24 protein-coding genes are annotated in these 23,599 nt (G+C 68.9%); 17 read left to right on the top strand and 7 right to left on the bottom strand.

Annotation, left to right across the window (positions count from 1 at the left end):
• Positions 1–33 precede the first annotated feature (33 nt).
• Complete coding sequence (locus tag AC1VNM_RS25830; protein ID WP_483109331.1) at positions 34–873, top strand: helix-turn-helix transcriptional regulator; 840 nt, start codon at positions 34–36, stop codon at positions 871–873.
• A 48-nt stretch (positions 874–921) separates the two neighbouring features.
• Here AC1VNM_RS25830 and AC1VNM_RS25825 read toward each other — a convergent pair whose 3' ends face one another.
• On the bottom strand, positions 922–1,836 hold the full coding sequence (locus AC1VNM_RS25825; RefSeq protein ID WP_483108804.1) for a LysR family transcriptional regulator: 915 nt from the start codon (positions 1,834–1,836) through the stop codon (positions 922–924).
• 132 nt (positions 1,837–1,968) lie between these two features.
• Between AC1VNM_RS25825 and AC1VNM_RS25820 the strand changes: the two genes are divergently transcribed.
• Positions 1,969–2,694 (top strand): SDR family NAD(P)-dependent oxidoreductase, encoded by a 726-nt coding sequence (locus tag AC1VNM_RS25820; RefSeq protein WP_377157762.1) that lies wholly within the window; start codon positions 1,969–1,971, stop codon positions 2,692–2,694.
• Between the two features lie 64 nt (positions 2,695–2,758).
• A complete protein-coding gene (locus tag AC1VNM_RS25815) occupies positions 2,759–2,995 on the top strand; it encodes a tautomerase family protein (RefSeq protein WP_483108803.1) in 237 nt (78 codons plus the stop codon).
• A 46-nt stretch (positions 2,996–3,041) separates the two neighbouring features.
• Here AC1VNM_RS25815 and AC1VNM_RS25810 read toward each other — a convergent pair whose 3' ends face one another.
• The 4 genes from AC1VNM_RS25810 to AC1VNM_RS25795 form a co-directional block, all read right to left on the bottom strand.
• Complete coding sequence (locus AC1VNM_RS25810; protein ID WP_377157765.1) at positions 3,042–3,581, bottom strand: hypothetical protein; 540 nt, start codon at positions 3,579–3,581, stop codon at positions 3,042–3,044.
• Between the two features lie 214 nt (positions 3,582–3,795).
• Positions 3,796–4,461, bottom strand: a complete 666-nt coding sequence (locus AC1VNM_RS25805) for a YitT family protein (protein ID WP_377157767.1) — start codon at positions 4,459–4,461, stop codon at positions 3,796–3,798.
• A gap of 101 nt (positions 4,462–4,562) precedes the next feature.
• On the bottom strand, positions 4,563–5,591 hold the full coding sequence (locus tag AC1VNM_RS25800; protein WP_483108802.1) for an amidohydrolase family protein: 1,029 nt from the start codon (positions 5,589–5,591) through the stop codon (positions 4,563–4,565).
• 162 nt (positions 5,592–5,753) lie between these two features.
• Positions 5,754–6,659, bottom strand: coding sequence for a LysR family transcriptional regulator (locus tag AC1VNM_RS25795; protein WP_483108801.1), 906 nt, complete (start codon positions 6,657–6,659; stop codon positions 5,754–5,756).
• Positions 6,660–6,905: 246 nt separating this feature from the next.
• Here AC1VNM_RS25795 and AC1VNM_RS25790 point away from each other — a divergent pair, with 246 nt between their 5' ends.
• The 6 genes from AC1VNM_RS25790 to AC1VNM_RS25765 all read left to right on the top strand — a co-directional run bounded on the left by AC1VNM_RS25790 (position 6,906) and on the right by AC1VNM_RS25765 (position 13,298).
• Complete coding sequence (locus AC1VNM_RS25790; protein ID WP_483108800.1) at positions 6,906–8,567, top strand: tannase/feruloyl esterase family alpha/beta hydrolase; 1,662 nt, start codon at positions 6,906–6,908, stop codon at positions 8,565–8,567.
• 38 nt (positions 8,568–8,605) lie between these two features.
• Entirely contained in the window at positions 8,606–9,898 is a 1,293-nt protein-coding gene (locus AC1VNM_RS25785; protein ID WP_483108799.1) for a gallate dioxygenase, read from the top strand.
• Between the two features lie 32 nt (positions 9,899–9,930).
• Positions 9,931–11,037 (top strand): porin, encoded by a 1,107-nt coding sequence (locus AC1VNM_RS25780; RefSeq protein WP_483109330.1) that lies wholly within the window; start codon positions 9,931–9,933, stop codon positions 11,035–11,037.
• A gap of 19 nt (positions 11,038–11,056) precedes the next feature.
• Positions 11,057–12,376: an MFS transporter gene (locus tag AC1VNM_RS25775; protein WP_483108798.1), complete on the top strand. Its 1,320-nt coding sequence runs from the start codon at positions 11,057–11,059 to the stop codon at positions 12,374–12,376.
• A gap of 86 nt (positions 12,377–12,462) precedes the next feature.
• Positions 12,463–12,903 carry a DUF4085 family protein gene (locus AC1VNM_RS25770; RefSeq protein ID WP_483108797.1) on the top strand — a complete coding sequence of 147 codons (441 nt, stop codon included), beginning with the start codon at positions 12,463–12,465 and terminating at the stop codon, positions 12,901–12,903.
• Positions 12,900–13,298, top strand: coding sequence for a hypothetical protein (locus AC1VNM_RS25765; RefSeq protein ID WP_483108796.1), 399 nt, complete (start codon positions 12,900–12,902; stop codon positions 13,296–13,298). The genes AC1VNM_RS25770 and AC1VNM_RS25765 overlap by 4 nt, the downstream gene beginning before the upstream one ends.
• A gap of 13 nt (positions 13,299–13,311) precedes the next feature.
• On the opposite strand, the gene AC1VNM_RS25760 is transcribed toward AC1VNM_RS25765, so the two are convergent.
• Entirely contained in the window at positions 13,312–14,706 is a 1,395-nt protein-coding gene (locus tag AC1VNM_RS25760; protein ID WP_483108795.1) for an RtcB family protein, read from the bottom strand.
• 266 nt (positions 14,707–14,972) lie between these two features.
• On the opposite strand from AC1VNM_RS25760, the gene AC1VNM_RS25755 reads away from it, so the two are divergent.
• From AC1VNM_RS25755 to AC1VNM_RS25740, 4 genes are all read left to right on the top strand, one after another.
• Positions 14,973–16,151, top strand: coding sequence for a BaiN/RdsA family NAD(P)/FAD-dependent oxidoreductase (locus AC1VNM_RS25755; protein ID WP_483108794.1), 1,179 nt, complete (start codon positions 14,973–14,975; stop codon positions 16,149–16,151).
• A 401-nt stretch (positions 16,152–16,552) separates the two neighbouring features.
• Positions 16,553–17,197 (top strand): hypothetical protein, encoded by a 645-nt coding sequence (locus AC1VNM_RS25750; protein WP_377157782.1) that lies wholly within the window; start codon positions 16,553–16,555, stop codon positions 17,195–17,197.
• Positions 17,198–17,468: 271 nt separating this feature from the next.
• Complete coding sequence (locus AC1VNM_RS25745; protein ID WP_483108793.1) at positions 17,469–17,897, top strand: hypothetical protein; 429 nt, start codon at positions 17,469–17,471, stop codon at positions 17,895–17,897.
• Positions 17,898–17,982: 85 nt separating this feature from the next.
• The gene (locus tag AC1VNM_RS25740; protein WP_483108792.1) at positions 17,983–19,851 is read left to right on the top strand and encodes a DUF885 domain-containing protein; all 1,869 of its coding nucleotides are present in this window, start codon (positions 17,983–17,985) and stop codon (positions 19,849–19,851) included.
• Between the two features lie 4 nt (positions 19,852–19,855).
• Here AC1VNM_RS25740 and AC1VNM_RS25735 read toward each other — a convergent pair whose 3' ends face one another.
• Complete coding sequence (locus AC1VNM_RS25735) at positions 19,856–20,779, bottom strand: LysR family transcriptional regulator (protein ID WP_377157786.1); 924 nt, start codon at positions 20,777–20,779, stop codon at positions 19,856–19,858.
• A gap of 362 nt (positions 20,780–21,141) precedes the next feature.
• On the opposite strand from AC1VNM_RS25735, the gene AC1VNM_RS25730 reads away from it, so the two are divergent.
• From AC1VNM_RS25730 to AC1VNM_RS25715, 4 genes are all read left to right on the top strand, one after another.
• A complete protein-coding gene (locus tag AC1VNM_RS25730) occupies positions 21,142–21,648 on the top strand; it encodes a DUF6265 family protein (RefSeq protein WP_431101590.1) in 507 nt (168 codons plus the stop codon).
• 19 nt (positions 21,649–21,667) lie between these two features.
• The gene (locus tag AC1VNM_RS25725; protein ID WP_483108791.1) at positions 21,668–22,069 is read left to right on the top strand and encodes a GFA family protein; all 402 of its coding nucleotides are present in this window, start codon (positions 21,668–21,670) and stop codon (positions 22,067–22,069) included.
• Positions 22,070–22,227: 158 nt separating this feature from the next.
• Complete coding sequence (locus AC1VNM_RS25720; protein ID WP_431101588.1) at positions 22,228–22,440, top strand: peptidoglycan-binding domain-containing protein; 213 nt, start codon at positions 22,228–22,230, stop codon at positions 22,438–22,440.
• 192 nt (positions 22,441–22,632) lie between these two features.
• Positions 22,633–23,550 carry an extracellular catalytic domain type 1 short-chain-length polyhydroxyalkanoate depolymerase gene (locus AC1VNM_RS25715; protein ID WP_431101587.1) on the top strand — a complete coding sequence of 306 codons (918 nt, stop codon included), beginning with the start codon at positions 22,633–22,635 and terminating at the stop codon, positions 23,548–23,550.
• Positions 23,551–23,599 lie beyond the last annotated feature (49 nt).

The raw sequence follows: 23,599 nt of genomic DNA, 5'->3' as shown, positions 1-23,599 counted from the left end.
ACCGCGTTGCCCGAAGCTGCCGCGCAGACCCACATGCACGCGCCGAAGGACAACCCGCTCGGCGCCTACCTGCGCGATCGCCGCGAGCGACTCGACCCCGCCGCGCTCGGCCTGCCGATGACGCGTCGGCGCACGCCGGGCCTGCGCCGCGAGGAGGTGGCCCAACGCGCCCACGTGAGCCCGACCTGGTACACGTGGTTGGAGCAGGGACGTGGCGGTGCGCCGTCGGAGGTCGTGCTCGAGCGCATCGCCACCGCGCTGCTGCTGACGGACGTCGAGCGCGAGCACCTCTTCCTGCTCGCCTTCGGACGCGCGCCCGAGATCCGCGCCCCGGAAGCCGCCGGCGTCACGCCGCGGCTGCAGCGCGTGCTGGACGCGCTCACGCTGAGCCCGGCGATCGTGAAGACGCCGCTGTGGGACGTCGTCGGTTGGAATCGCGCGGCAAGCGCCGTGCTCACCGACTACAGCACGCTGCCGCCGGAGCAGCGCAACATCGTGAAGCTGATCTTCTGCAACCCGCGCGTGCGGGCGGCGCAGGACGATTGGGAAAGCGTCGCGCGTTTCGTGGTGGCGGCGTTCCGCGCGGACTCCGCGCGAGTCGGCGACACGGCCAGGGTCGAGGCCCTGGTGCGCGAAGTCAGCGCGCGCAGTCCCGAGTTCGAGAAGTTTTGGCGCGAGCACGACGTGAAGGCCTTCGGCGAGGGCGTGAAGCGGCTGCGGCATCCGACCGTCGGGCTGATCGCCTTCGAGTACTCGGCGTTCTCCGTCGATCAGCGGCCCGACCTCGGCATGGTGGTCTACCAGCCGGCGACGCGCGAGGACGAAGACAACGTGCGCCGGCTGTTGAATCTCCAGGAACTCGCGTCGACCTGAGGATTCGCGGATCGCGGCGGTTCACCGCATCACGGGATCACCAAGGCATCACGGCAGAAACAGCGCCTTCTCTTCTTCGAACACCTGTTGCAGGTGATCTGCCACCGTGCGGATCGCCCGGTCCTTCCGGTCCTGCCCGCGGATCAGCAGCCACATCTCCCGCGGATCGCGCACCGGTGCCAGCGCGCACGCACGCAGCCCGGGCACCTGCCGCCCGATGTAATGCGGCAGCACCGCCAGGCCCGCGCCGGTCCTTGCCGCGATGGCCTGCGACATGTGGTTGTTGGCGCGGAACGCGACCCTGGCGCGCGGGAAGCGCTGCGCCAGCCAGGTCGCGTCGGGCATGTCGGCGTTCTCCTCGTCGAAGCCGACGAACACCGGCGCCGCGCCGGCCTGCGCCGCCTCGCAGACCGACGGCGTGCCGTAGAAGCCGAAGCCCATCGTGCCCAGCGGCTTCGCGATGAAGTCGCCGTCGCGCGGCCGCGTGAGGCGCACCGCGATGTCCGCCTGGTGCCGGTCGAGGCTCACCGCCCGCAGGTCCGTCGCGAGATCGACATCCAGCCCTGGATGCAGCACCGCGAGCCGCGCCAGCCGGTCGATCAGGAAACCCTGCGACAGCGCCGGCGGCGCGTTCACCCGCACCAGTCCGCGCACCGCGCCGTCGCCTCCGTTTCCGCCACCGCCTTCGCGCGCGAGCGACTGGGCCGCGGACTCCATGTCGCTCGCCGCCGCCAACGCGCGCCGTCCCGCCGCCGTCAGCACGTAGCCGTCAGGCCGGCGATCGACGAGCTTCTCGCCGAGGCTGTCCTCCAGCGCCTGGATGCGCCGCGAGATCGTCGCGTGATTGACCGTCAGCGCCCGCGCCGCCGCCGACAGGCTGCCGTGCCGCCCCAGCGCGAGGAACACGCGCAGGTCCTCCCAGTCGACGCCCCCACGGATCCCTGTGCGTTTTTGATCAGCCATTGAGACAGGATAGCGGCTACCGCGCGGAAGGCCCGGCTCCTAACCTTCTGTCCAACGCCGAACGATCTCCGACCGCCACGGCGTCCCGACCCACCCGGATCCTCCGGATCCCGCATGAACAGGAGCCTTTCCATGTCCACCGTTTCCAGCACAACCGCACAGAAGGTCGCCATCGTCACCGGCGCCTCGCAAGGCATCGGCGCGGCGCTCGTCGCCGCCTATCGCGCACAGGGCTACGCCGTCGTCGCCAACTCGCGCCATATCCAGCAGGGCGACGACGCCGGCGTGGTCGCCGTGCCCGGCCACATCGGCGACCGCCTCGTCGCGCAACGCGTCGTGCAGACCGCGCTCGACCGCTTCGGCCGCATCGACACGCTGATCAACAACGCCGGCGTCTTCATCGCCAAGCCGTTCGTCGAGTACACGCCGCAAGACTTCCAGGACGCGATCGCCGTCAACGTCGCGGGCTTCTTCCACGTCACGCAGCTGGCGCTGCCGCAGATGCTGCAGCAGAAGAGCGGCCACGTCGTGACGATCACGACCACGCTGGTCGACCAGCCGATCGCCGCGGTGCCTACCGGCCTGGCCGGCCTGACCAAGGGCGGGCTGGACGCGGTGACGCGTTCGCTGGCGATCGAGTACGCCAAGACCGGCGTCCGCGTGAACGCGGTGCGTCCCGGCGTGATCAAGACGCCGATGCACGCGCCGGAGACGCACGACTTCCTGGCCGCCCTGCACCCGATGGGCCGCATGGGCGAGATCAGCGACATCGTCGACGCGGTGCTGTATCTGGAGCGCGCCGGCTTCGTCACCGGCGAGCTGCTCAACGTCGACGGCGGCCAGCACGCCGGCCGCTGAGCCTCTCCCGTCCCCGACCGATCCCCACGAGCCGAGCCCGGCTCGGCAGACCAAGGAGCCCACCATGCCCTACGTCAACATCAAGGTGACCCGCGAGGGCACCGCCCCCGGCGCCAGCGCCACCACGCCCGAGCAGAAGGCGGCCCTGATCCAGGGTGTCAGCAATCTGCTGTTCGAGGTGATGGGCAAGCCCCATCACATGACCTTCGTCGTCATCGACGAGGTCGAGCTCGACAACTGGGGCGTCGGCGGCCTGCCGACCGCGGAGTTCCGCCGCCGGCAGGCCGGGACGCCGGGCTAGGGAGGCCCAGGAGACCGGTTCCCTTCACGGTGCGTGTCGAGCGGCGTCATCCGCCCTTGATCCTCACCGTGAACGTGAGCTTGTAGGTGCCGCCGTCGCCGCTGAAGTTCAGCGGCGTGAGCGGCGTTTCCGTCGTCACCGTCGGCACGACGAAGCTGTGCCAGCCGAGGTACTCGTCGTTGGACAAGGAACTGGACACGATGCTCGACAGCTTGGGCCCGACGACCGACCGCAACTGGGCCGGCGTCAGATTGCTCCAGCCGCTCTGGCCGAAGTTGTTCCAGATGGTCTGCATCATCAATTGCAGCACCCCGCCGCCGCCCAGGTCCGCATCCCAGTCCTCCTCGAGCATGAACACGAAGACGAAGGCGCCGCCGGCTTCCGATTCGTCGATGATGCGCCGCGTGTTGTCGACCGAGCCGACATTGAAGTCGTCGTCCCAATCGGAATCGCGCACGCGGTGCAGCTTGCCGCCGGGCACGTTGCGGTGCGCCATGAAGACCAGCACATAGGGCGAGTCGTCGCCGCCCTCGCTGGTGTCGTCGACGCACTTGAGCTGGGTGAGCATCAACTGGCGTGTGGGCATGGGCACCTCCTGCGAATCTCGCATTGCGGCCACCGCCCGGAATCGAGCCGTGAAGAAGCCGTGAGCCAGACTAGGCAGACCCTCGCCGGCGGCCCATCCCTAGGACCTCCCGGAACCCCTAGGTTGGCACCCCTAGGTTGATACCCCTGGCTGGGCACCGCCGCGCGCGGCCCGGCGCCTCACGCGCCGGACCTGCCGCGGTCGCGGCGCGCGGTCACAGCACCGCGTAGCGTCCCGGCTTGTGGTTGACGGCGATGAAGAGATTCATCACCACCGCGGCGAGCACCGAGTACGCGACCCGCTCCGGATCCACGACGGTGAGCGCGAGCAGCACGATCGCGCAGTCCATCGCCATCTGCACCTTGCCGGCGCGCCAGCCCTTGGCCTTCTGCAGGTAGAGCGACACGATGGTGGCGCCGCCGAGGCTGGCGCGATGCCGCGCCAGGAACAGACAGCCCGAGCCCAGCAACGCCCCGCCGAGGATCGCGGCGTAGGCCGGATGGATGCGGTCGATGGCGAAGAGCTTGGGCGAGAACTCGGTCAGCACCGACAGCAAGGCGATCGAGATGAAGGTCTTCACCGTGAATTCGCGTCCCATGCGCGTCCACGCGAACCAGTAGAACGGCAGGTTGATCAGGAAGAACAGCTTGCCCAGGCTGACGCCGGTGGCGTAGTGCAGCACGAAGGCCGCGCCCGCGGTGCCGCCGGTCAGCAGCCCGACCTGCGCGAACAGGATCAGCGCCAGCGACACGAACAGCGTCCCGGTGAAGATCGCCTGCGCGTCCTCGAAGGCCGTGTGGGAGCGGATCGCCAGGTCGGCGAGCGGCTCCGCGATCGCGGGGGAAGGCGGCGGTGTGGTGTCGTCAGGTGTGGCGCTCATCCCGGGCACGAAGCAGAAAGCGTGCCCAGGAGTGTCGCAGCACCGGCGTGCGGCGTCAGCGCGAATCCTTGTGCGCTTCGCGCCGCCGCATGCCTCGACGCTCAGCGGCCCTGCGCCTTCAACCGCGCGTCCAGCCGCGAGAACACGCGCCGCGCGTTGCCCTCGTAGACCAGGTGGCGTTCCTCGTCGTTGAGGTGGGGCGTGGCGGCGATGTAGCGCTTGGTGTCGTCGAAGTAGTGCCCGGTCTCGGGATCGATGCCGCGCACCGCGCCGATCATCTCGGACGCGAACAGCACGTTCTTCACCGGGATCACGGCCGTCAGCAGGTCGATGCCCGGCTGGTGATAGACGCAGGTGTCGAAGAAGATGTTGTTCAGCAGATGCTCGTCGAGCAAAGGCTTCTTGAGCTCCTGCGCCAGCCCGCGGAAGCGTCCCCAGTGGTACGGCACCGCGCCGCCGCCGTGAGGGATCAGGAACTTCAGCGTCGGGAAGTCCTTGAACAGGTCGCCGGTCAGGCACTGCATGAAGGCCGTCGTGTCCGCGTTCAGGTAATGCGCGCCGGTGGTGTGGAAACACGCGTTGCAGCTGGTGCTGACGTGGACCATCGCGGGGATGTCCAGCTCGACCATCTTCTCGTAGAGCGGGTACCAGTGGCGGTCGGTCAGCGGCGGGCTCGTCCAATGGCCACCGGACGGATCGGGGTTCAGGTTGATGCCGACGAAGCCGTAGTCCTTGACGCACTTCTCGAGTTCCGGGATGCAGCTCGCCGGATCGACGCCGGGGCTCTGCGGCAGCATCGCCGCGCCGACGAAGTGCTCGGGGAAGAGCTCGGCGACGCGCGCGCAGAGCTCGTTGCAGATCGCCGCCCAGGTGGCGGAGGTCTGGAAGTCGCCGATGTGATGCGCCATGAAGCTGGCGCGTGGGCTGAAGATCGTCAGGTCGGAGCCGCGCTCCTTCATCTTCTTGAGCTGGTTGGTCTCGATGGACTCGCGCAGCTCGTCGTCGGAGATCTTCAGGTCGCTGGCCCTCGGCGCCCGCGACGGGTCCTTCAGGCCGGCGATCTGCAGGTCGCGCCAGGCGCCGAGCGCGGCGGGAGCGGTGGTGTAGTGACCGTGGACGTCGATGATCATGGGGCTCTCTGGTTCGCTGGGAACGACCGCGGCATGGCGTTGCCCTGCCGGGCCGACTGCGGTGCATTGTGGAGAGCCCCGCCACGTCGTCCAAGTTATGGCCTGGACTAGCTGCTATTCAGTTCCGGCATGGCGGTGGCGGTGCTGAAGCGCAAGAGCGCGTCAAGCGCGACCGTGCGTGATGACGTAGGCCGCGCGGTGCAGGTGCGCCATGACGTGCCGCACCGCCGGCTTCACCGCCGCGTCGTTGCGCGCCATGGCGCCGAGCGTCAGGCGCAGCGGCGCCTCCTTCACGGGCACCACCTGCAGGAACTGCGCGGCGAACGGATGCGCCGCGATCTGCCGCGGCAGCAGGCCGACGCAGTTGCCGCTCGCGATCACGGACAGCAGCCCCAGCGTCGAATTGACCACCGCCCCGGCGGGCGGCGGCGGCAGGCCGTGGGTCTCGAAGAGCGTGCGCGCCAGCCCCGTCGCTTCGGTCGCACCGGTGTAGACCCAGCGCGCTTCGGCCAGATCGGCGAGCTGCTTCGATCGCGCCAGCGCATTGCCCTTGCGCACGACGACCACCATGTCGATCGGCATCAGCGATTCGACCGTGCATTCGCCGCGCGGCAGCTGATCGGGCAAGGGGCCGAGCGCGATGTCCACCTCGCCCTTGCGCACGCGCGTGAGCTGCGCGATGTAGAGCTCCTCCACGATGCGCAGCTGGATGTCGGGGAACTCGGCGCCGAAGGTGCGCAGCGCCTCCGGCACCAGCAGCATCACCGCCAGCGGCACCGCGCCGATGGTCAGCGAACCCGTCATGCGGCCGCTCAGCTGCTGGATCTGATCGCGGGCATGGGAGAGCTCGCGGTCCGCGGCCAGCGCGCGCTCGTACAGGACCATGCCCTGCGCCGTCGCCAGCACGCCGGTCGTCGAGCGCAGCAGCAGCGTCGTCTCCAGCTCGCGTTCGAGCTCCCGGACCATCTTCGTCAGCGCCGGCTGCGACACCCCGACGCGACGCGCCGCCGATCGCAGGCTGCCTTCCTCCACCGCGGCGACGAGCGCCCGCAAGTTCGTGAGCTTCATGCGCCGGGATGATAACGGTGGGTTATCGCGCCACGCTTCGCGGCATCTGCCAGATGCCGGCAGCGATTCCTAGACTCCGCCCCGCATCGACTTGATCCGGATCAAGACCGATGGCCGGGAACACCGATGAAGCCGCGACAAAGCGGCGATGCGCGCGCTGAGACAGGGAACCCATCCCCTTCCCCACAGCAACGACAGGAGACAAGCGTGACACAACCTAGGGTTATCACCAGGGCGCTCGGGCTGATGCTCGCCGCGACCCTTGGCGGGCTGGGCGGCTGCAACGGCAGCGAGGCCTCGCCTGCGGACACGACCACGCCGCCGGCGTCGGTCGAGCTGGCCGTCGTCAAGCCGACCGCCACCTGCGCCAGCCTGAGTTCGACCAACCTCGTCGACATCGGCGGCGTCGGCAGCACCATCACCTCCGCGACGGAAGGCAGCATCGCGATCAACGGCAAGGACACGAAGTTCTGTACCGTCGAGGGCACGCTCGCGCCGGCCGTCGGCTTCCGCGTGCGGCTGCCGTTGGAGACCTGGACGCAGCGCACGCTGGACATCGGCTGCGGCGGCCTCTGCGGCTCGATCAGCGCGGCGGTCGATCCCGGCCAGGCCTACGGCTGCCCGCTGGTGCAGTCGGGCGGCTTCGTGCTCGCCTCGACCAACATGGGCCATACGAACGCCGAAGCCACCTGGTCGCTGGATGCGCAGCGCCGCGTGGACTTCGCCTACCGCGCCGTCCACATCACCAATCTCGCCGCGAAGAAGCTGACCCTGGCGTTCTACGGCCAGGCGCAGAAGTACGCCTACTTCGTGGGCTGCTCCGACGGCGGGCGCGAAGGGCTGATGGCCGCGCAGCGTTATCCGACGGACTACAACGGCATCGTCGTCGGCGCGCCGGCCTTCCTGTTCCAGACGCAGAACTCGCTGCTGCACGGCTGGGGATCTCGGGCCAACCGCGACAACGGCCTGACCACCGGCAACATCGTGATGTACCCGGCCAAGGCGGCGGTGCTGCACAACGCGGTCGTCGCCGCCTGCGACGCACAGGACGGGCAGACCGACGGCCTGCTGAGCGATCCGCGCCTGTGCAGCTACGACCCGGCGGCCCTCCAGTGCGCGGACGGCGCGACCGACACCAGCGCCTGCCTGACCGCGACCGAAGTGGCGTCCGCTCGCAAGTTCTACGCCGGACCGCGCGACGCCTCGACCAACCGGCGCGTGCTGGTGGGAACCTCGCAATACGGTTCGGAGCTGAACTGGTCCGGCGTCTTCGTGCCGGCCAACGACACGCCGACGACGCGCCTCGGGAGCGACAACTTCGTCAACGGCGCCCGTTCCGTGATCTTCACCGACGCGACGCCGCCGACGATCGACGAGCTCGACTTCAGCGAGGCCTTCTACGCCAAGCTGCGGCCCCGCCATCCGCTCAACGACGCGACCAACCCGGACCTCACGGCGTTCAAGGCCGCTGGCGGCAAGCTGATCCTGTGGCACGGCTGGGCGGATCAGCACATCTCGCCCCTCGGCACGATCGCGTACTACGAGGCGATGCAGAAGGTGCTCGGCCAATCGACGATGGACGCGTTCATGCGCATGTACCTGGTTCCAGGTGTTGCGCACTGCGGCAGCGGCGAAGGCCACGACAAGATGGACCTGGTCACCGCCGCAGTGACCTGGGTCGAGAAGGGCACCGCCCCCGACGACATCACGACGAACCGCACCGACGCCGCCGGCGCCGTGACCGCGTCGCGCCCCGTGTACCCGTACCCCGCGCTGGCCAAGCTCAACAGCGGCGCCGACGCGACGCAGGCCGGGAACTACACCAAGGGTCCGGCGCTCTACACCTCGCAGGTCCCCGACTGGGCCGGCAGCGAGTTCTTCAATCCCTACGCGGCCGCGCCCCTCTGACCGTCCGGTCGCGCGCCACGTCCCCGCTCGGAAGTTCCATGGCCCGGATCATCGGCGGCATCGCCGCCTCCCACACCCCGACGATCGGTTTCGCGTTCGACCGCGACAAGCGGTCGGACCCGGCCTGGGCGCCGATCTTCGACGCCTTCGCGCCGGTCCAGGACTGGCTCGCGGCCCGCAAACCCGACGTGCTGCTGATGGTCTACAACGACCATGTCACCTCGTTCTTTTTCGACCATTACTCGGCGTTCTCGCTGGGGGTCGGAGAGCGCTGGGCCGTGGCCGACGAGGGCGGCGGCGCGCGCGACCTGCCGCCGGTGGACGGGCATCCCGGACTGGCGGCGCACATCGGCCAGTCGCTGATGGCGGACGAGTTCGACATGTCCTTCTTCCAGGACAAGGCGCTCGACCACGGCTGCTTCTCGCCGCTGTCGGTGATGTGCCCGCACGAGCCGGCGTGGCCGGTGAAGCTGGTGCCGCTGCAGATGGGCGTGCTGCAGTTTCCGATTCCGAGCGCGCGACGCTGCTACCGGCTCGGCCAGGCGCTGCGCCGCGCGATCGAGAGCTACCCCGAGGACCTGCGCGTCGCGATCGTCGCGACCGGCGGCCTGTCGCACCAGGTGCACGGCGAGCGCGCGGGCTTCAACAACCCCGCGTGGGACGCCCGGTTCCTGGACCTGCTCGAACAGGACCCCGAGGCGCTCGCCGACATGACCCACGCCGAGTACGCGACGCTGGGCGGCTTCGAGGGCTCGGAAGTGATCATGTGGCTGGTGATGCGCGGCGCGCTCGCCGCGCGGGTGACCTGCCTGCACCGCGCATACACGCTGCCGTCGATGACCGGCATCGCGACGGCGATCTTCGAGCCGGCGCAACAGGCACAGCGGGCGCTGCCCGAGGCGACGCTCGATCGGCATCGTACGCACATGGCGCGGCAGCTCGACGGCGTCGGCGCCCTGCCCGGCACCTATCCGTTCACGCTCGAACGCAGCGTCAAGGCCTACCGCCTCAACCACTTCCTGCATGCGCTGGTCGACCCCGCCGTGCGCCGCGACTTCCTCGCCGACGAGGAGGCGGCGTTCGAGCGCGCCGCGCTCAGCGACGAGGAGCGCGACCTCGTGCGCCGCCGCGACTGGATCGGGCTGATTCGGTACGGCGTCATCTTCTTCCTGCTCGAAAAGCTGGGCGCCGTGATCGGCGTCTCCAACCTGCACATCTACGCCGCGATGCGCGGCGAGACGCTCGACGCGTTCCAGGCGACCCGCAACGCACGGGTCCTTTATTCGGTCGCATCCACTTCCCCCAACCAAAGAGACGAGGAGACATCGTGAAGACAACAAGAACACTTTCCGCGGCGACCCTGATGACCGCGGGCGCGCTGTGCGGCCTGGCGCACGCGCCGGTCCAGGCGCAGTCGCAGAGCTCGACCAACGTGCAGATCTACGGACTGCTCGACGTGCCGGTCGAGTACCTGAACAAGGTCGGCGCCAGTGGCGCCAGCCTCACGCGCATGCCGGGCCTGAGCGGCGGCTATGCACCGTCCCGACTGGGATTCCGCGGCACTGAGGATCTCGGCGACGGGCTCAAGGCCGTGTTCACGCTGGAGATGGGCATCGGCGCCGACAGCGGCACGCTCAACCAGGGCGGGCGCGCATGGGGCCGTCAGGCCTACGTCGGCTTGCAAGGCGGCTGGGGGACGATCAGCCTCGGGCGCCAGTACTCGATGCTGTTCTGGTCGCAGACCGATGCGGACATCCTCGGACCGGCGATGTTCGGTTCCGGCTCGCTGGACAGCTACCTGCCGAATGCGCGCGTGGACAACGCGATCGCCTATCGCGGCCAGTTCAGCGGCTTCACCGTCGGCGCGACCTGGAGCCCCGGCCGCGACGCAGTCAACGCGGGGCCGAGCCCGTCGGGCACCAACTGCGCCGGCGAGAACGCCGCCGACAAGAACGCCTGCCGGCAGTGGTCGGCCATGGTCAAGTACGACACGACGGTGTGGGGCGCCTCAGCCGCGATCGACGAGATGCGCGGCGGCGCCGGCGCCTTCGCGGGTCTGACGAGCAGCGCGATGAAGGACCGCCGCAGCACGGTGGCGGGCTGGTTCAAGACCGGCGACTGGAAGCTCGCGGCGGGGCTGATCGCCCGCCGCAACGACGCCAGCGCCACGACGCCGAAGAGCAACCTCTGGTACGCCGGCGCGACCTGGTCACTGACCCCGAGCTGGGGACTAGACGCGCAGGTGTTCAAGCTGGACTACAAGAACAGCGCCAACGAGGCGACCTTGTGGGCCGTGCGCGGCACCTACTTCCTGTCCAAGCGCACGTCGGTCTACGCGACGGCGGGCCGCATCGACAACGACGGCACGCTCGCGCTGGGCGTCAGCAACGCGGCCGCGGCGGCGGGCAGCACGCCGGCGGCGGGCGGCTCGCAGACGGGGCTGGGCATGGGCATCCGCCACGCCTTCTGAGGTCGATGGGAGACACGTGGTGAATACGACTTCGACAGTGGACGTTCGCGCGTTCATCGATGGACGCGGGATGTCCTCGCGCCAGTGGCTGACGCTGGCCCTGTGCTTCCTGGTGGTGGCGGCGGACGGCATGGACGTGGCGATCATGGGCTTCCTGGCGCCCTCGATCCTGCAGGAATGGGGCATCTCGAAAGCCGCCTTCGGCATGGTGATGAGCGCCGCGCCGATCGGCCTGGTGTTCGGCGCGCTCTTCGCCGGGCCGACCTCCGATCGGATCGGCCGCAAGAAGGTGCTGGTGATCTCGGTGCTGGTCTTCGCGATCTTCACGCTGCTGGCCTCCCGCGCGCAGGGGTTGACGGAGCTGGTCGTGCTGCGCTTCCTCACCGGCATCGGCCTGGGCGCGGCAATGCCCAACACGACGACGCTGCTGTCGGAGTACGTGCCGGAGCGTTCCCGCTCGCTGATGGTGACGCTGATGTTCACCGGCTTCAACCTGGGCTCGGCGCTGGTCGGCTTCGTGGCGGCCGGGATGATCCCGCACTGGGGATGGCGCTCGGTGCTGGCCGTCGGCGGCGCGCTGCCGCTCGTGCTGGTGCCGCTGCTGATGGCGTGGCTGCCGGAGTCGTGCCGCTTCATGGCGGTGCGCGGCGTCGCGGGCGCGCGCATCGCGGCGACGCTCGGCCGCGTCTGCGGCGAGCGCTTCGCGGCGCACACGCAGTTCGTCTCCAAGGAGCCCGAGGTGGCGGCCCGCACGCCGGTGCGGCTGCTCTTCTCCGCGGGCTACGGACGTCAGACGTTGGCGCTGTGGACCACGTACTTCATGGGCCTGCTCGTGATCTACCTGCTGACCGGCTGGCTGCCGACGCTGTTCAAGGAACAGGGGTTGAGCATCTCGCAGGCGGCGATGGTGACGGCGATGTTCCAGATCGGTGGCACGGCGGGCGGCGTCGTGGTCGGCTGGCTGATGGACCGGATGGGACCGACGCGGGTGATCAGCGTCGCCTACGCGGGCGGCGCGCTGAGCGTGCTGCTGCTGGCGGCGATGGGCGCCGGCGTGAACGGCCTGGGGCTGCTGTCCGCGCTGGTGGGCTTCTGCATGAGCGGCGCGCAGACGGGGCTCAACGCCTACGCGCCGTCGTGCTATCCGACGATGGCGCGCGCGACCGGCGTGAGCTGGATGCTCGGCGTCGGGCGCTTCGGCAGCATCCTGGGATCGATGGTCGGCGGCGTGCTGCTGGGACTGGGCTGGAGCTTCGCGGGGATCCTCGCGCTGCTGGCGGTGCCGGCGGTGCTGGCCGCGGTGGCGGTGCGGGGCAGCGTGAGGCGCGAAACGGCGTGAGCATCGCGGATTGACGTCACGCCATCGCCGGCGTCATGCGAAGGGCCGTAGGATGCTGCATCCAAGATCCCTGGGCCCTTCAACCGATGAAGTTCTTCACCCCAGCGTGGCGGGATGCCGCCGGCGATCCCGACCTCGCTGTTTTCCGCCAGTACGAGAGCTACCTCGCGTCCGTCCGTCATCGGCTTCCCGCCGACCTCCTGCGCTTGTGGGACGACCACACACTGCACGACGCTCGAGTCGTGGCGGTCGACACGGACGTCCCGGGACAAAGGCTCTCGCTCGTGCTGAACGGTTGGGATCAACCGTTGCAGCATCCGATGCGCTACGCGATGACGTTCATCAGCATCACTGCGGGCGGCACCCTGCCTGAAGGCGTCTCCATCGAAGAGCTGGAAGATCTCGGCTACGTCGAGATGGAGGCCCTCGATGTCGGCGTCGAGTTCCGCATGCTCTTCGTGTCGGGCATCGAATGGACCATTCGGTGCCAGGATGTCGCTGTCGAAACGATGACGCGTACGCGATGAATTCCTCCGCGCTCTCACCTCCGCGCCTTACCCTGGTGATGCTGATTGCTGCGCATCCGATCGCGGCTCACGCGCATGGCGATGCCCACCTGTTGACGTTCGTCATGGCCGCGGGGATGGTCGCCGGCATGCTGTCCGGGTGCTTGGCGGCTCTGGTGCGCCGGATCTCACGCGTGCCATGGCCGCTGTGGTTCCTGGTATATCTGGCGATCGGCGCATTGGCTGCTGCCCTCGCTGTCCAGGACATCGGCGGCGCGACCTTGTTCTTGGCCTTTGGAGGTCTTGGCGGTGTGCTGCCGTTCGTGGCCGCCTTCTACCTCGTGAAGGCGGTGTGCGACGCCACATGCAGACGGCTGAATGCACGCTCGCGAGCGCGCCGCGACTCGCGCGCATGAAGGCCAGATTCGCTCACGCCTTGAACGTCACCCACGGCCTGAGCTTCGCGACGCCTTCGATGAGCCCCGCGCTCGTCTGCGCATCGATGACGGGCCCGATCGGCTTGTAGGCCTCGGGCGCTTCTTCGATGCGGCGTTCCTCGCGCAGGGTCACGCATTGCCAGTCCGCATCACTGCGGTCGACGGCCTGCAGGCGTCGCGTCTCCTGGCGTCGCATCCGCCGACCCGCGCCGTGGCTGCAGGACCAGAGCCAGTCTGGATGACCAAGCCCGCGCGCGACGTATGAGCCGTCGCCCATCGAACCCGGAATCAGTGCGAGCTGCCCCTCGTGCGCCGGCGTCGAGCCCTTGCGATGGATGTTCAGGCCGTGCTCGGCGAGCACGACGTTGTGGGGTACGTCCACGACCAGCCGCGAGCTGTCCGCACCGAACAGATCGGCCAGTTCCCGCCGCACCATCTCCGCCAGCACGACCCGGTTGGCCCACGCGTATCGGGCCGCGACGCCCATGGCTTCGAGGTACTCGCCGGCCAGCGGGCCCTCGAGGGCATAGAGCTTGCTCTCCGGATGACGGACGCCGACGGGCCACGCGTCGCGAGCGCGATCCATCCAACGGGCGCCGACGTGGAAGCCCATGTCGCGCGAGCCGCTGTGGATCATGACGACGACGTCGCCCGCGCGCAGACCGTGCTCATACGCCGCGTGCCGATCGAGGATGCGATCGACGACCTGGAACTCGACGAAGTGGTTGCCGCCGCCTGGCGTGCCGAGACAGGGATCCCGGAAGCGATCGCGCCCATCGACGAACGCATGGGGCGCGTGGCGCGAATGCCCGCCAAGTCGGTCGAGTCCGACGCAGCGATCGACCTCCGCCACGAGCCGGTCGCGGTCGACGCCGGCCCACAGGCCTTCCGGCGCGATGCGGTCGAGGAAGGCCAGCGGCCCGTCATCGAACAGCGCCTTGAAGGCCTGCGTCGGCGTCGGGACGTTGCGGGCGTTCTCGAGCAGCACGGCCTTCAGCCGCGCGATGAGCGCGGACTGGCGAGGCGCCGCCTGCGCGAGCGAGAGCCCGGTCGTCACCAGCCGCATGCCGCAGTTGATGTCGGTGCCGATGGCGGCGGGGATAACGATGTCTTCCGGCGTCGCGACCACGGCGCCGACCGGCGCGATCGACCCGGGATGGAAGTCGGGCGTCGCGCACGCGGCGCAGACGGCGGCATCGCCGCCGGGCGTCTTTACCGAGGCGAAGGCGAGCAGCTGCTTGACGGCCTTTTCCTCGAGCGGCAACGCGGCCGGCAGCAGGATGGTGGCTTGTGCGCTGTCGTTGCGGACGGTGTAGATGCCGTCCTCGAAGCGCAGGTCGATGTGCGAGCGCGCGAAGGCTCGCTGGAGTCGAAGGGAGTGAGACATGGTGCTGTGCTCTCCGGGGCCGGAAGGCGCCCGAGGCCTGGAAGCCCAGGCGAAAAGGGACAGCCGCCGGCGAGAAGCCGCGGCTGAGGACCTTTTCTGCAGCAGCAGTCAGAAAAGAGGGCGCGAGTCTAGCCGTCGACCGCGAGGCCCGCAAGGCCCGCGCGAGCGTTTGCGTTAAAGTCCCGCGCCCATCGCCCGCAGCGTTCCGCTCGGCGCGAAGCGGGTTCAAGCAGGTTGTTCAGGGTCGAAGGGAAGCAGTTGTGGACGTGCAGGACACCGATGTCGTGATCATTGGCGCGGGCGCCGCGGGGCTGATGTGCGCCGCGCTGGCGGGCCAGCGTGGCCGCCGCGTGCTGCTGGTGGACCATGCCAACAAGGCCGGCAAGAAGATCCTCATGTCGGGCGGAGGCAACTGCAACTTCACCAACCTGTACACCGAGCCGGCCAACTTCCTCTCGGAGAACAAGCACTTCTGCAAGTCGGCGCTGGCGCGCTACACGCAGTGGGACTTCATCGCGCTGGTCAACAAGCATCAGATCCCGCACCACGAGAAGAAGCTCGGCCAGCTGTTCTGCGACAACAAGTCCATCGACATCCTGCGCATGCTGCTCGCCGAATGCGCCGAGGTCGGCGTCGCGCCGATGCTCGACACCACCGTCGAGACGATCGAGAAGACCGAGTCGGGTTATGCGCTCACCACCACCGCAGGGCCGATGCGCTGCCAGTCGCTGGTGATCGCCACCGGCGGGCTGTCGATCCCCACGATGGGCGCGACCGGCTTCGGCTACCAGGTCGCGAAGCAGTTCGGCCACACGCTGCTGCCGACGCGCGCCGGACTGGTGCCGTTCACGATCACGGACCAGCTCAAGGACCTGTGCAACGAGCTCAGCGGGACCTCGGTCGATTGCCTGGTCAGTTGCAACGGCAAGAGCTTCCGCGAGAACATCCTGTTCACGCACCGCGGCCTCAGCGGGCCCGCGATCCTGCAGATCTCGTCGTACTGGCTGCCGGGTCAGGCGGTGGAGATCAACCTGCTGCCCGACCTCGACGTGCCCGGCTGGCTCGCGCAGCAGCGCAACGATCGGCCCAATGCGGAACTCAAGACGCTGCTGGCGGAGCTGTTCACGAAGAAGATGGCCACGCTGATCGGCGAGCAGTGGTTCGTGTCCAAGCCGATCAAGCAGTACACGCACGCGGAGCTGGAGCAGATCGCCCAGCGCCTGTCCGCATGGCAGGTCGTGCCCGCGGGCACCGAGGGCTACCGCACGGCGGAGGTCACGCTGGGCGGCGTCGACACCAAGGAGGTGTCGTCCAAGACGATGGAATCGCTGAAGTCGCCAGGGCTGTACTTCATCGGCGAGGTGCTCGACGTCACCGGCCATCTGGGAGGTTTCAACTTCCAGTGGGCGTGGGCGTCGGCAAATGCGGCGGCGCAGTTCGTGTGAGCGGCTGGTCCGTCGATGGAGGCCAGAAAGACAGACGGCCCCCGAAGGGGCCGCCGCGATGCGGGGTTCTCTATCGCGGAGACCGCGAACTCCCATTCCAGCTGGGACCCGATGACTCGGGCGGCACTACCTTTTTCACCCCACCACAATGTAGATCTTGAGCCTCGAACTTTAGAGTCCTGCGCGGTTTGCCGCAATGACCTCCATAGGCACCGCTCTTGTCAGTCTCTCGAATACATTCTTCGGTCACCTGAGGCGATCTATTCACTTATTGAAGGTCGCGAACTCACGACGAACGCTGCAGGTTCTGCTTGACCTGCGGAACCCTTGATCACGCGCAAGATCGCTGGAGTCCTTCATCGGAAACATGACCGGCCCGTCATCACCAGGGCCGCCAAGTCATGTGCAGTTCAACGCTGGAGGGCGAGCCGCGCCCTGTTCGAGAAGACTCTCCCGTCACCGAAATTCCGATTGCCGATCACCTCGATGTTGTTCGTGCTCATCATCGGTTCAGGAATGTCATGCGCGATGGACAGGCGTGGGACCTGTCGCATCTGGCCCCCTTTGCATTCCGGGTAGATCCGGGACTCGGATTCGAAGTGACCGTGGTCGTTGCCTTCTCGTGTCACTGTTTCACACGATCGATCGCGCGCGACGGACGACGACGCGGCGAGATTCCCCACACAGAACTATTCGATGACGGACGCGAGGTGCGCGTACTGTGCGAGCGGAGGTATGAGCTCTCGAAGCGACATCTTCCAGAACTCATTCGGGAGCTACGCAAGCGAACAATTCGGATCGCTCGCGACAACCCTCAGAATTTCGTCACCACGGAGCAGATCGAAGGTCCCGATACGCCAGAGCGACAGTACGTCGTCTTTTTTGAAGTCACGCGCGACAGCAAGCGCAAGGGTCGATTGCTTTTGCAGGTCCAGTCCGCTTATGCCGTGGATGTCTCCGCGCATGAACGGTTCCGTCCGCGACGCCGAGTTGCGTTCTTCAACCTGCTCAAGACCACCAGTCTTCGGCGGAAGATTTCCGGCTGAAAGTTCGAGGCAGAAAGACAGACGGCCCCCGAAGGGGCCGCCGCGATGCGGGGTTCTCTATCGCATTGCTGCGAATGACCAGTTCAACTGGAACCCGATGACTCGGGTGGCGCTGCCCATCACACCCCGCCTAGGCAGATCTTGAGCTTCGCAGTTTATCGACCCCCATGCCTCCCCGCAAGATTTCCACATGACAACCGTCAAGGTGCCACGTGTTGCGTTGTCACACGGCCCGGCGAAGATCTCCGGCTTTCACGCATCGAGGCTCACCATGCGAACGACCGCCCTGCTGCTCGCCATCTGCGCGTTCTGCGCGACGTCCGCGAATGCGCAAACGCCCGCCCCCGCAACACCCGGCCCCTCGCTCAAGGCCTCCGCCTGCGTCGAAACCGACCGCATGATGGACTGGCGCGAGATCACCTGCACCCTCCCCGCCGGCGCAGCGCCGAAGCGCTTCAGCTTCCGCGCGATGTTCACCGGCGGGCATGACGACACCTCGGCCAGCATCGCGCCGGAGCTCGACGGCCAGCCGTTCGCGTGCGGCGCGGGCAGCAAGCTCAGCCTGTTCGGCGAGGACGGCGACGTCAGCGTGTTCTGCCAGTTCGACCGATCGGCCCTCCCCGCCGCCGCCGCGCGGCTCAAGGTGCTCATCAAGTGGAGCCACGCCGAGTTCGCCGACTACGAGTTCAGCGGCGAGTGACCCTGTTCCGCTCGCCGGGGAGTGACGAATAGCCGGTTACCCTGCCTCCCGTTCCAATCGACGCATCGTCGACCAGGGAGAGCACATGACGAAGACGACCCGATCCACCGGCGCGCTGCCCCTCCGGCGCCGGACCTTGATCGCTGCCGCCGTGGCCGGCTGGATGACCACCGCGCCGGTCCTCAATGTCGCCGTTGCAGCGACTGCGACCGCGACAGCCTCTTTCGGCGCCGCCGATTTCGACGCCTGGGCCGAGCGCATCGCCGCCGCCCGCATGAAGCGCCTGCCCGAACATGCCACCCGCATGCAGTACTTCGAGGGCCCGACGCAGGACCGGCTCGACGGCCAGTGGAACGACCTCTCGCGCGCCGCCGAGCTGGCCGACATCGCCCGCGACCGGCAGGCGCTGGCGGAGCTCGCCCGCTTCCCGCGCGAGGCGCTGACGCCGACGCAGCGCACCTCCGCCGCGCTCATGGCGTGGACGATGCAGCAGGACGTGGCCGGCGCGGCGTTCCTCGATCATCACTACGTCTTCGAGCACATGGACGGCGTGCACGTCGGCCCGATCACCTTCCTCGTGCAGGAACACCCGATGCGCCACGCGCGCGACGTGCGCAGCTACCTGACGCGGATGGCGGGCCTGGCCGCGCTGATGGACCAGGGCATCGTCCGCGCCCGCGCGTCGCAGGCCAAGGGCGTGCTGATGCCGCGATTCATCACGGCGACGACGATCGGCCAGATTGAGCAGTTCGTGGCCGCGCCGCCCGCGGCCAATCCGCTGGTGATCTCGCTGACCGAGCGCATGGCCGGCCTGGCCGACATGAGCGACGACGCCCGCAAGCGCGCTCGCGCGCAGGCCGAGGCCATCATCGCGAAGTCGGTCGTCCCGGCGTGGAAGCGCGGCCTGGCGCTGATGCGCGCGCAACTGCCGCTGACCACCGACGATGCCGGCGTCTGGCGCCTGCCCGACGGCGACAAGTTCTATGCCGCCCGCCTGCGCGAGAACACGACGACCGCACTCACGCCGGCCGAGATCCACGCGATCGGCCTGAAGCAGGTCGCCCGCATCGAAGGCGAGATGGACGGCCTGCTGCGGCAGCTCGGCTACGCGGACGGCTCGATCGAGCAGCGCTATCGCAAGATGGACGCCGACCGCCAGCCCAAGGACGCCGCGCCGCAGGGCCAGCTGCTGGACCGCTACACCACCTACCTGCGCGACGCCGAGGCGCGCGCCCGCCTGATCTTCGACGTGATGCCGAAGGCGCCCGTCGAGGTCCGCCGCGAGCCCGCGCTGACCGAGCCCACCGCCGCCGCGCACTACACGACGCCGGCGCCGGACGGCTCGCAGCCGGGCGTGTTCTGGGCGCCGCTCGCAGGGCCGACCTACGAGATCGCCGACATGCGGACGCTGGTCCACCACGAAGCGATCCCGGGACACCACTTCCAGCTCGCGATCCAGATGGAGGCGAAGGACCTGCCCTACTTCCGTCGCCGCGCCGCATTCACGGCGGGCTCGGCCTACGTGGAGGGCTGGGCGCTCTACTCGGAGCAACTGGCCGTCGAGAACGGCTGGTACGAGGGCGACCCGGTCGGGCACCTCGGCCAGCTCTACGGCGCGCTGTTCCGCGCGCGGCGCCTGGTCGTCGACACCGGCCTGCATGCGATGAAGTGGACCCGCCAGCAGGCGATCGACTACGGCATCACGCCGCAGGAGGTCGACCGCTACGTCACGTGGCCAGGGCAGGCCTGCGCGTACATGCTGGGCCGTCTGCGCATCGAGGCGCTGCGCGAGAAGGCCCGCCAGCAGTTGGGCGACCGCTTCGAGATCAAGCAGTTCCACAACGTCGTGCTGCTGACCGGCGACGTGCCGTTGACGGTGCTGGAACAGGTGGTCGACGCATGGGTCGACAGCCGCCGCAGCGCGGGCTCGGGGTCGGCCAACGCGGCGCCCTGAGCGATCACGCCCGCCCCGTCGCCAGGGGTGCGTGACGGGCCATCAAGGTCTCGATCCAGTCCATGAACACGCGCAGCTTCGCGCTGACGTGGCGGTTGGGGGGATAGGCAAGGTACATCGGCATCGGGTCCATCGCCCAGTCGGTGAGCAGCGGCACGAGCTCGCCGCGCGCCGCGTGCGGATCGGCCATGTAGCGCGGCAACCAGAGCACGCCCATGCCGGCGAGCCCCGCCGCCAGGTAGGCGTTGCCGTCGTCGGCGGCCACCACGTAGCGACCGCGCACCTCGACGACCTCGTCGCCGCGCCGCATCTCCATCGATCCCACCGTGCCCTTGCTGGCCCGCAGGAACCCGACGATGCGGTGGTGGGGTTCCTCGATCTCGCGCGGATGAGCGGGCGTCCCCGCGACCGACAGGTAGCCGGGCGATGCGAAGACGCCCAGCTGCAGATCGCCGACCCGTCGCGCGATCAACGACGGCACGGTGACCTCGCCGCCGCGCAGCACGGCATCGACGTTGTCGCCGATCACATCGACGATGCGGTCGCTGACGCCCATGTCGAGCTGGATCTCCGGATGGCGCGCGTGGAAGTCCGGCAGCGCCGGCATCAACACCATGCGCGCGAACGGGGTCGGCACGTCGACGCGCAGCCGGCCGCGCGGCGAGCTGGTCGCGTCGGACAAGGCCGTGTCCGCGTCATCGAGCTCGGCCAGCACGCGCACCACGCGCTCGTAGTACGCGGCGCCGTCGGGCGTCACGCGGACCTGCCGCGTCGTGCGATGCAGCAGCTTCACGCGCAGCCGCGCTTCCAGCTGCTGCACCAGCTGCGTCACGGTGGTCTTGCTCATGTGCAGCGTCTGGGCTGCCTTGGTGAAGCTGCCCGCCTCCACCACGCGGGCGAAGGCCTGCAGCGCGTCGAATCGGTCCATGTCGCCGGAGGGTCTGGTGTTGTCGAGCGGTCATTGTGCGGCTTGCCTGCCCGACGGCCAGCGCTTCCACAACGCGATGCGCGTCACGCCTCGGGCGACGGCTGCGTGGTCGCCTTCGTCCTGTTGCGCATGCCGGGTGTGACCGACGAGGCCTTCGAGAACGACGCGTACATGTGGCGCGCGATCTGGGGACGCTCAAGGCGTTGGTGGAGAAGCGGAAGACTTGATCGGCACCGTGGTCGACTGTTCCAAAGTTGGGCCTCGCACCAGGCGTCGCGTGAGCCGCTTCCGGCACCGGCCCGGATGGCGGCGACGGGCCGCCGGCGTTAGATTCATGCATCCAGTGCCCGGAGACCACCGCCATGCGTCCATCCCTCGCTGCCGCCATCGGCGCGCTGATCGTCGTCTCGCTGTCGCCGCTCGGGTCCTTGCCGGCGCGCGCCGAGGACGCCCAGCTGGAACGTCTGAACTGGCTCGCCGGCTGCTGGGCCGCGGAGAAGGGCGAGCCCGGCTCCGTCGAGCACTGGCTGCCGCTGGCCGGCGGCACGATGCTGGGCATCGGCCGCACGGTGAAGAACGGCCGCACCGTCGAGCACGAGTTCCTGCAGATCCGGCTGAACGCCGACGGCAAGGTCGTCTACGTCGCGCTGCCGTCTCGGCAGAAGGAAGCCACCTTCGTCGCGACGTCGATCGGCGATCGCGCGGTCACCTTCGAGAACCCCGAGCACGACTTCCCGCAGCGCATCCTCTACAAGGCCGTCGGCGAGACGGGCCTCGCCGCGCGCATCGAAGGGCAGCGCAACGGCGCCACGCGGGGCATCGACTTCCCGATGAAGCGCGTGGCCTGCGACGCAGCGAAGTCGCCGTGAGGCGGAAGGAGCCCCCGTCATGGACCGATTCACCGGCGGCTGTCTCTGCGGCGATGTCCGCCTCGTCGCGACCGGCCGTCCCTACCGGGTCGGCCTGTGCCACTGCCTCGACTGCCGCAAGCATCACGGCGCGCTCTTCGGCGCCTCCGCGATCTTTGCGCAGGACGCCGTCACGGTCACCGGCGAGACCCGTGAGTTCCGCGGCCGGCACTTCTGTCCCCGCTGCGGATCGTCGGTGTACTCCCGGACCGGCGACGAGGTCGAAGTGCACCTCGGCGCGCTCGACGCCCCGGACCAGCTGACGCCGACCTACGAGCTCTGGACCGTCCGGCGCGAGGCCTGGCTGCCGCCCTTCCCGCTCACCCGTCACCACGAGCGCGATCGCGATCACGAATCGGAGAGCCGTTCCGAAGACCCGTGAACAGGCCTCACGCGCCCGGGGCATCCTCCCGCATGGAGGATTCAACCCACCATCGATCGCCCAAAACCCCATCCAGCAGGCGCCGCGCCCGCACCGGGGACGGAGGGCGTCGTGAACATCGAAACACAGCCGCGCCCACGGCTCGTGGGATCGTCTGCGTGGCGGCCACCTCGCCGCTGACGCGCGGGCTGGACGTGCGCCTGCTGCAGCTGGCGCTCTCCGACGCCGGCGAGCCGGTGAAGGCCGACGGCGTGTTCGGCGACCAGTCCGCGAAGTCGCTGGCACGGGTCCAGTCGGCCCGTGGGAAACCGGCCAGCGGTGCCGCCGATCCGGCGCTGGTCGTGGAACTGGTGCAGCCGGTCTTCGGCTGAAGGCACTGCTGGCGCCGCAGGCGCTGGAGGCAACGCCGAGGCCGGCGCTCGCGGCGATGGCGGCGCAACTCCCCCTTCCGGGCCTCCGGCCGGAGGCCTGCCCGGGCGGACATCGCAAACACTCATGAAGCCGATCCGGGATCCGTGCTTCAATCGGGCACTGCCACACGCGCCCCCAGCCCTCGAATGCTCATGGACCTGCCGCTCGAATCGAAGAGCGGAACGCTCGCCGACCAGTTCCTCCGCAGCACTTTCGTGCAAGGCCGCGCTTCCATCGACTATCAGCTCTACGTCCCACCGGGTGACAGCGCCGAACCACGCCCGTTGCTGGTGATGCTGCACGGGTGCGGACAGGACCCGGACGACTTCGCCGTCGGCACGCGCATGAACGAGATGGCGCGTCGCAACGGCTGGCTGGTGCTGTACCCGGCGCAGTCGGCGCAGGCCAATCCGCAAGGCTGCTGGAACTGGTTCAAGTCCAATCACCAGGAGCGCGGACGCGGCGAGCCCGCCCTGATCGCCGCCCTGACACAGGAGGTCATGGCCAGCCACAGCGTCGACGCGAAGCGCGTCTACATCGCGGGCCTCTCGGCCGGCGGCGCGATGGCCGTCATCCTCGGGCGCGCCTATCCCGAACTCTTCGCCGCCGTCGGCGTGCATTCCGGCCTGCCGCATGGCGCCGTCGACGACGCCAGCGGCGCGATGGCGATGATGCGCAGCGGACAGCCCACGCGCCTGCCCGCGGACGGCGTGACGGCCGAGGCGACGGGCAACGCCGATCGCCCCACGCCGACCATCGTCTTCCACGGCACGCGCGACATGACCGTCCACCCGCTCAACGGCGAGCAGGTCTACGCCGACGCCACGTCCGGCGTGGCCGGCGTCCAGCGCGTCGAGAACGGCCGTGAAGGCACGCGCGCCTACACCCGTCGCACGCATGTGACGCCACAGGGGCGCGTGCACGCCGAACTCTGGCTGATCGAGGGCGGCGGACACGGCTGGTCCGGCGGCGACCAGAGCGGCTCCTACACCGACTGGCTGGGCCCCGACGCGAGCGACCAGATGCTGTGTTTCTTCATGGCACACCCGCTGGGCGACAATCGTGCATGACCCGCACCGATCCCACCGGCGCCGCAGCCGCGGCACCTGCTGCCTCGCA

Source organism: Mitsuaria sp. MSU3D (assembly GCF_056867975.1).
Note: the sequence above shows the minus strand (reverse complement) of the source record. Positions and strands in the feature narration are given on the sequence as shown.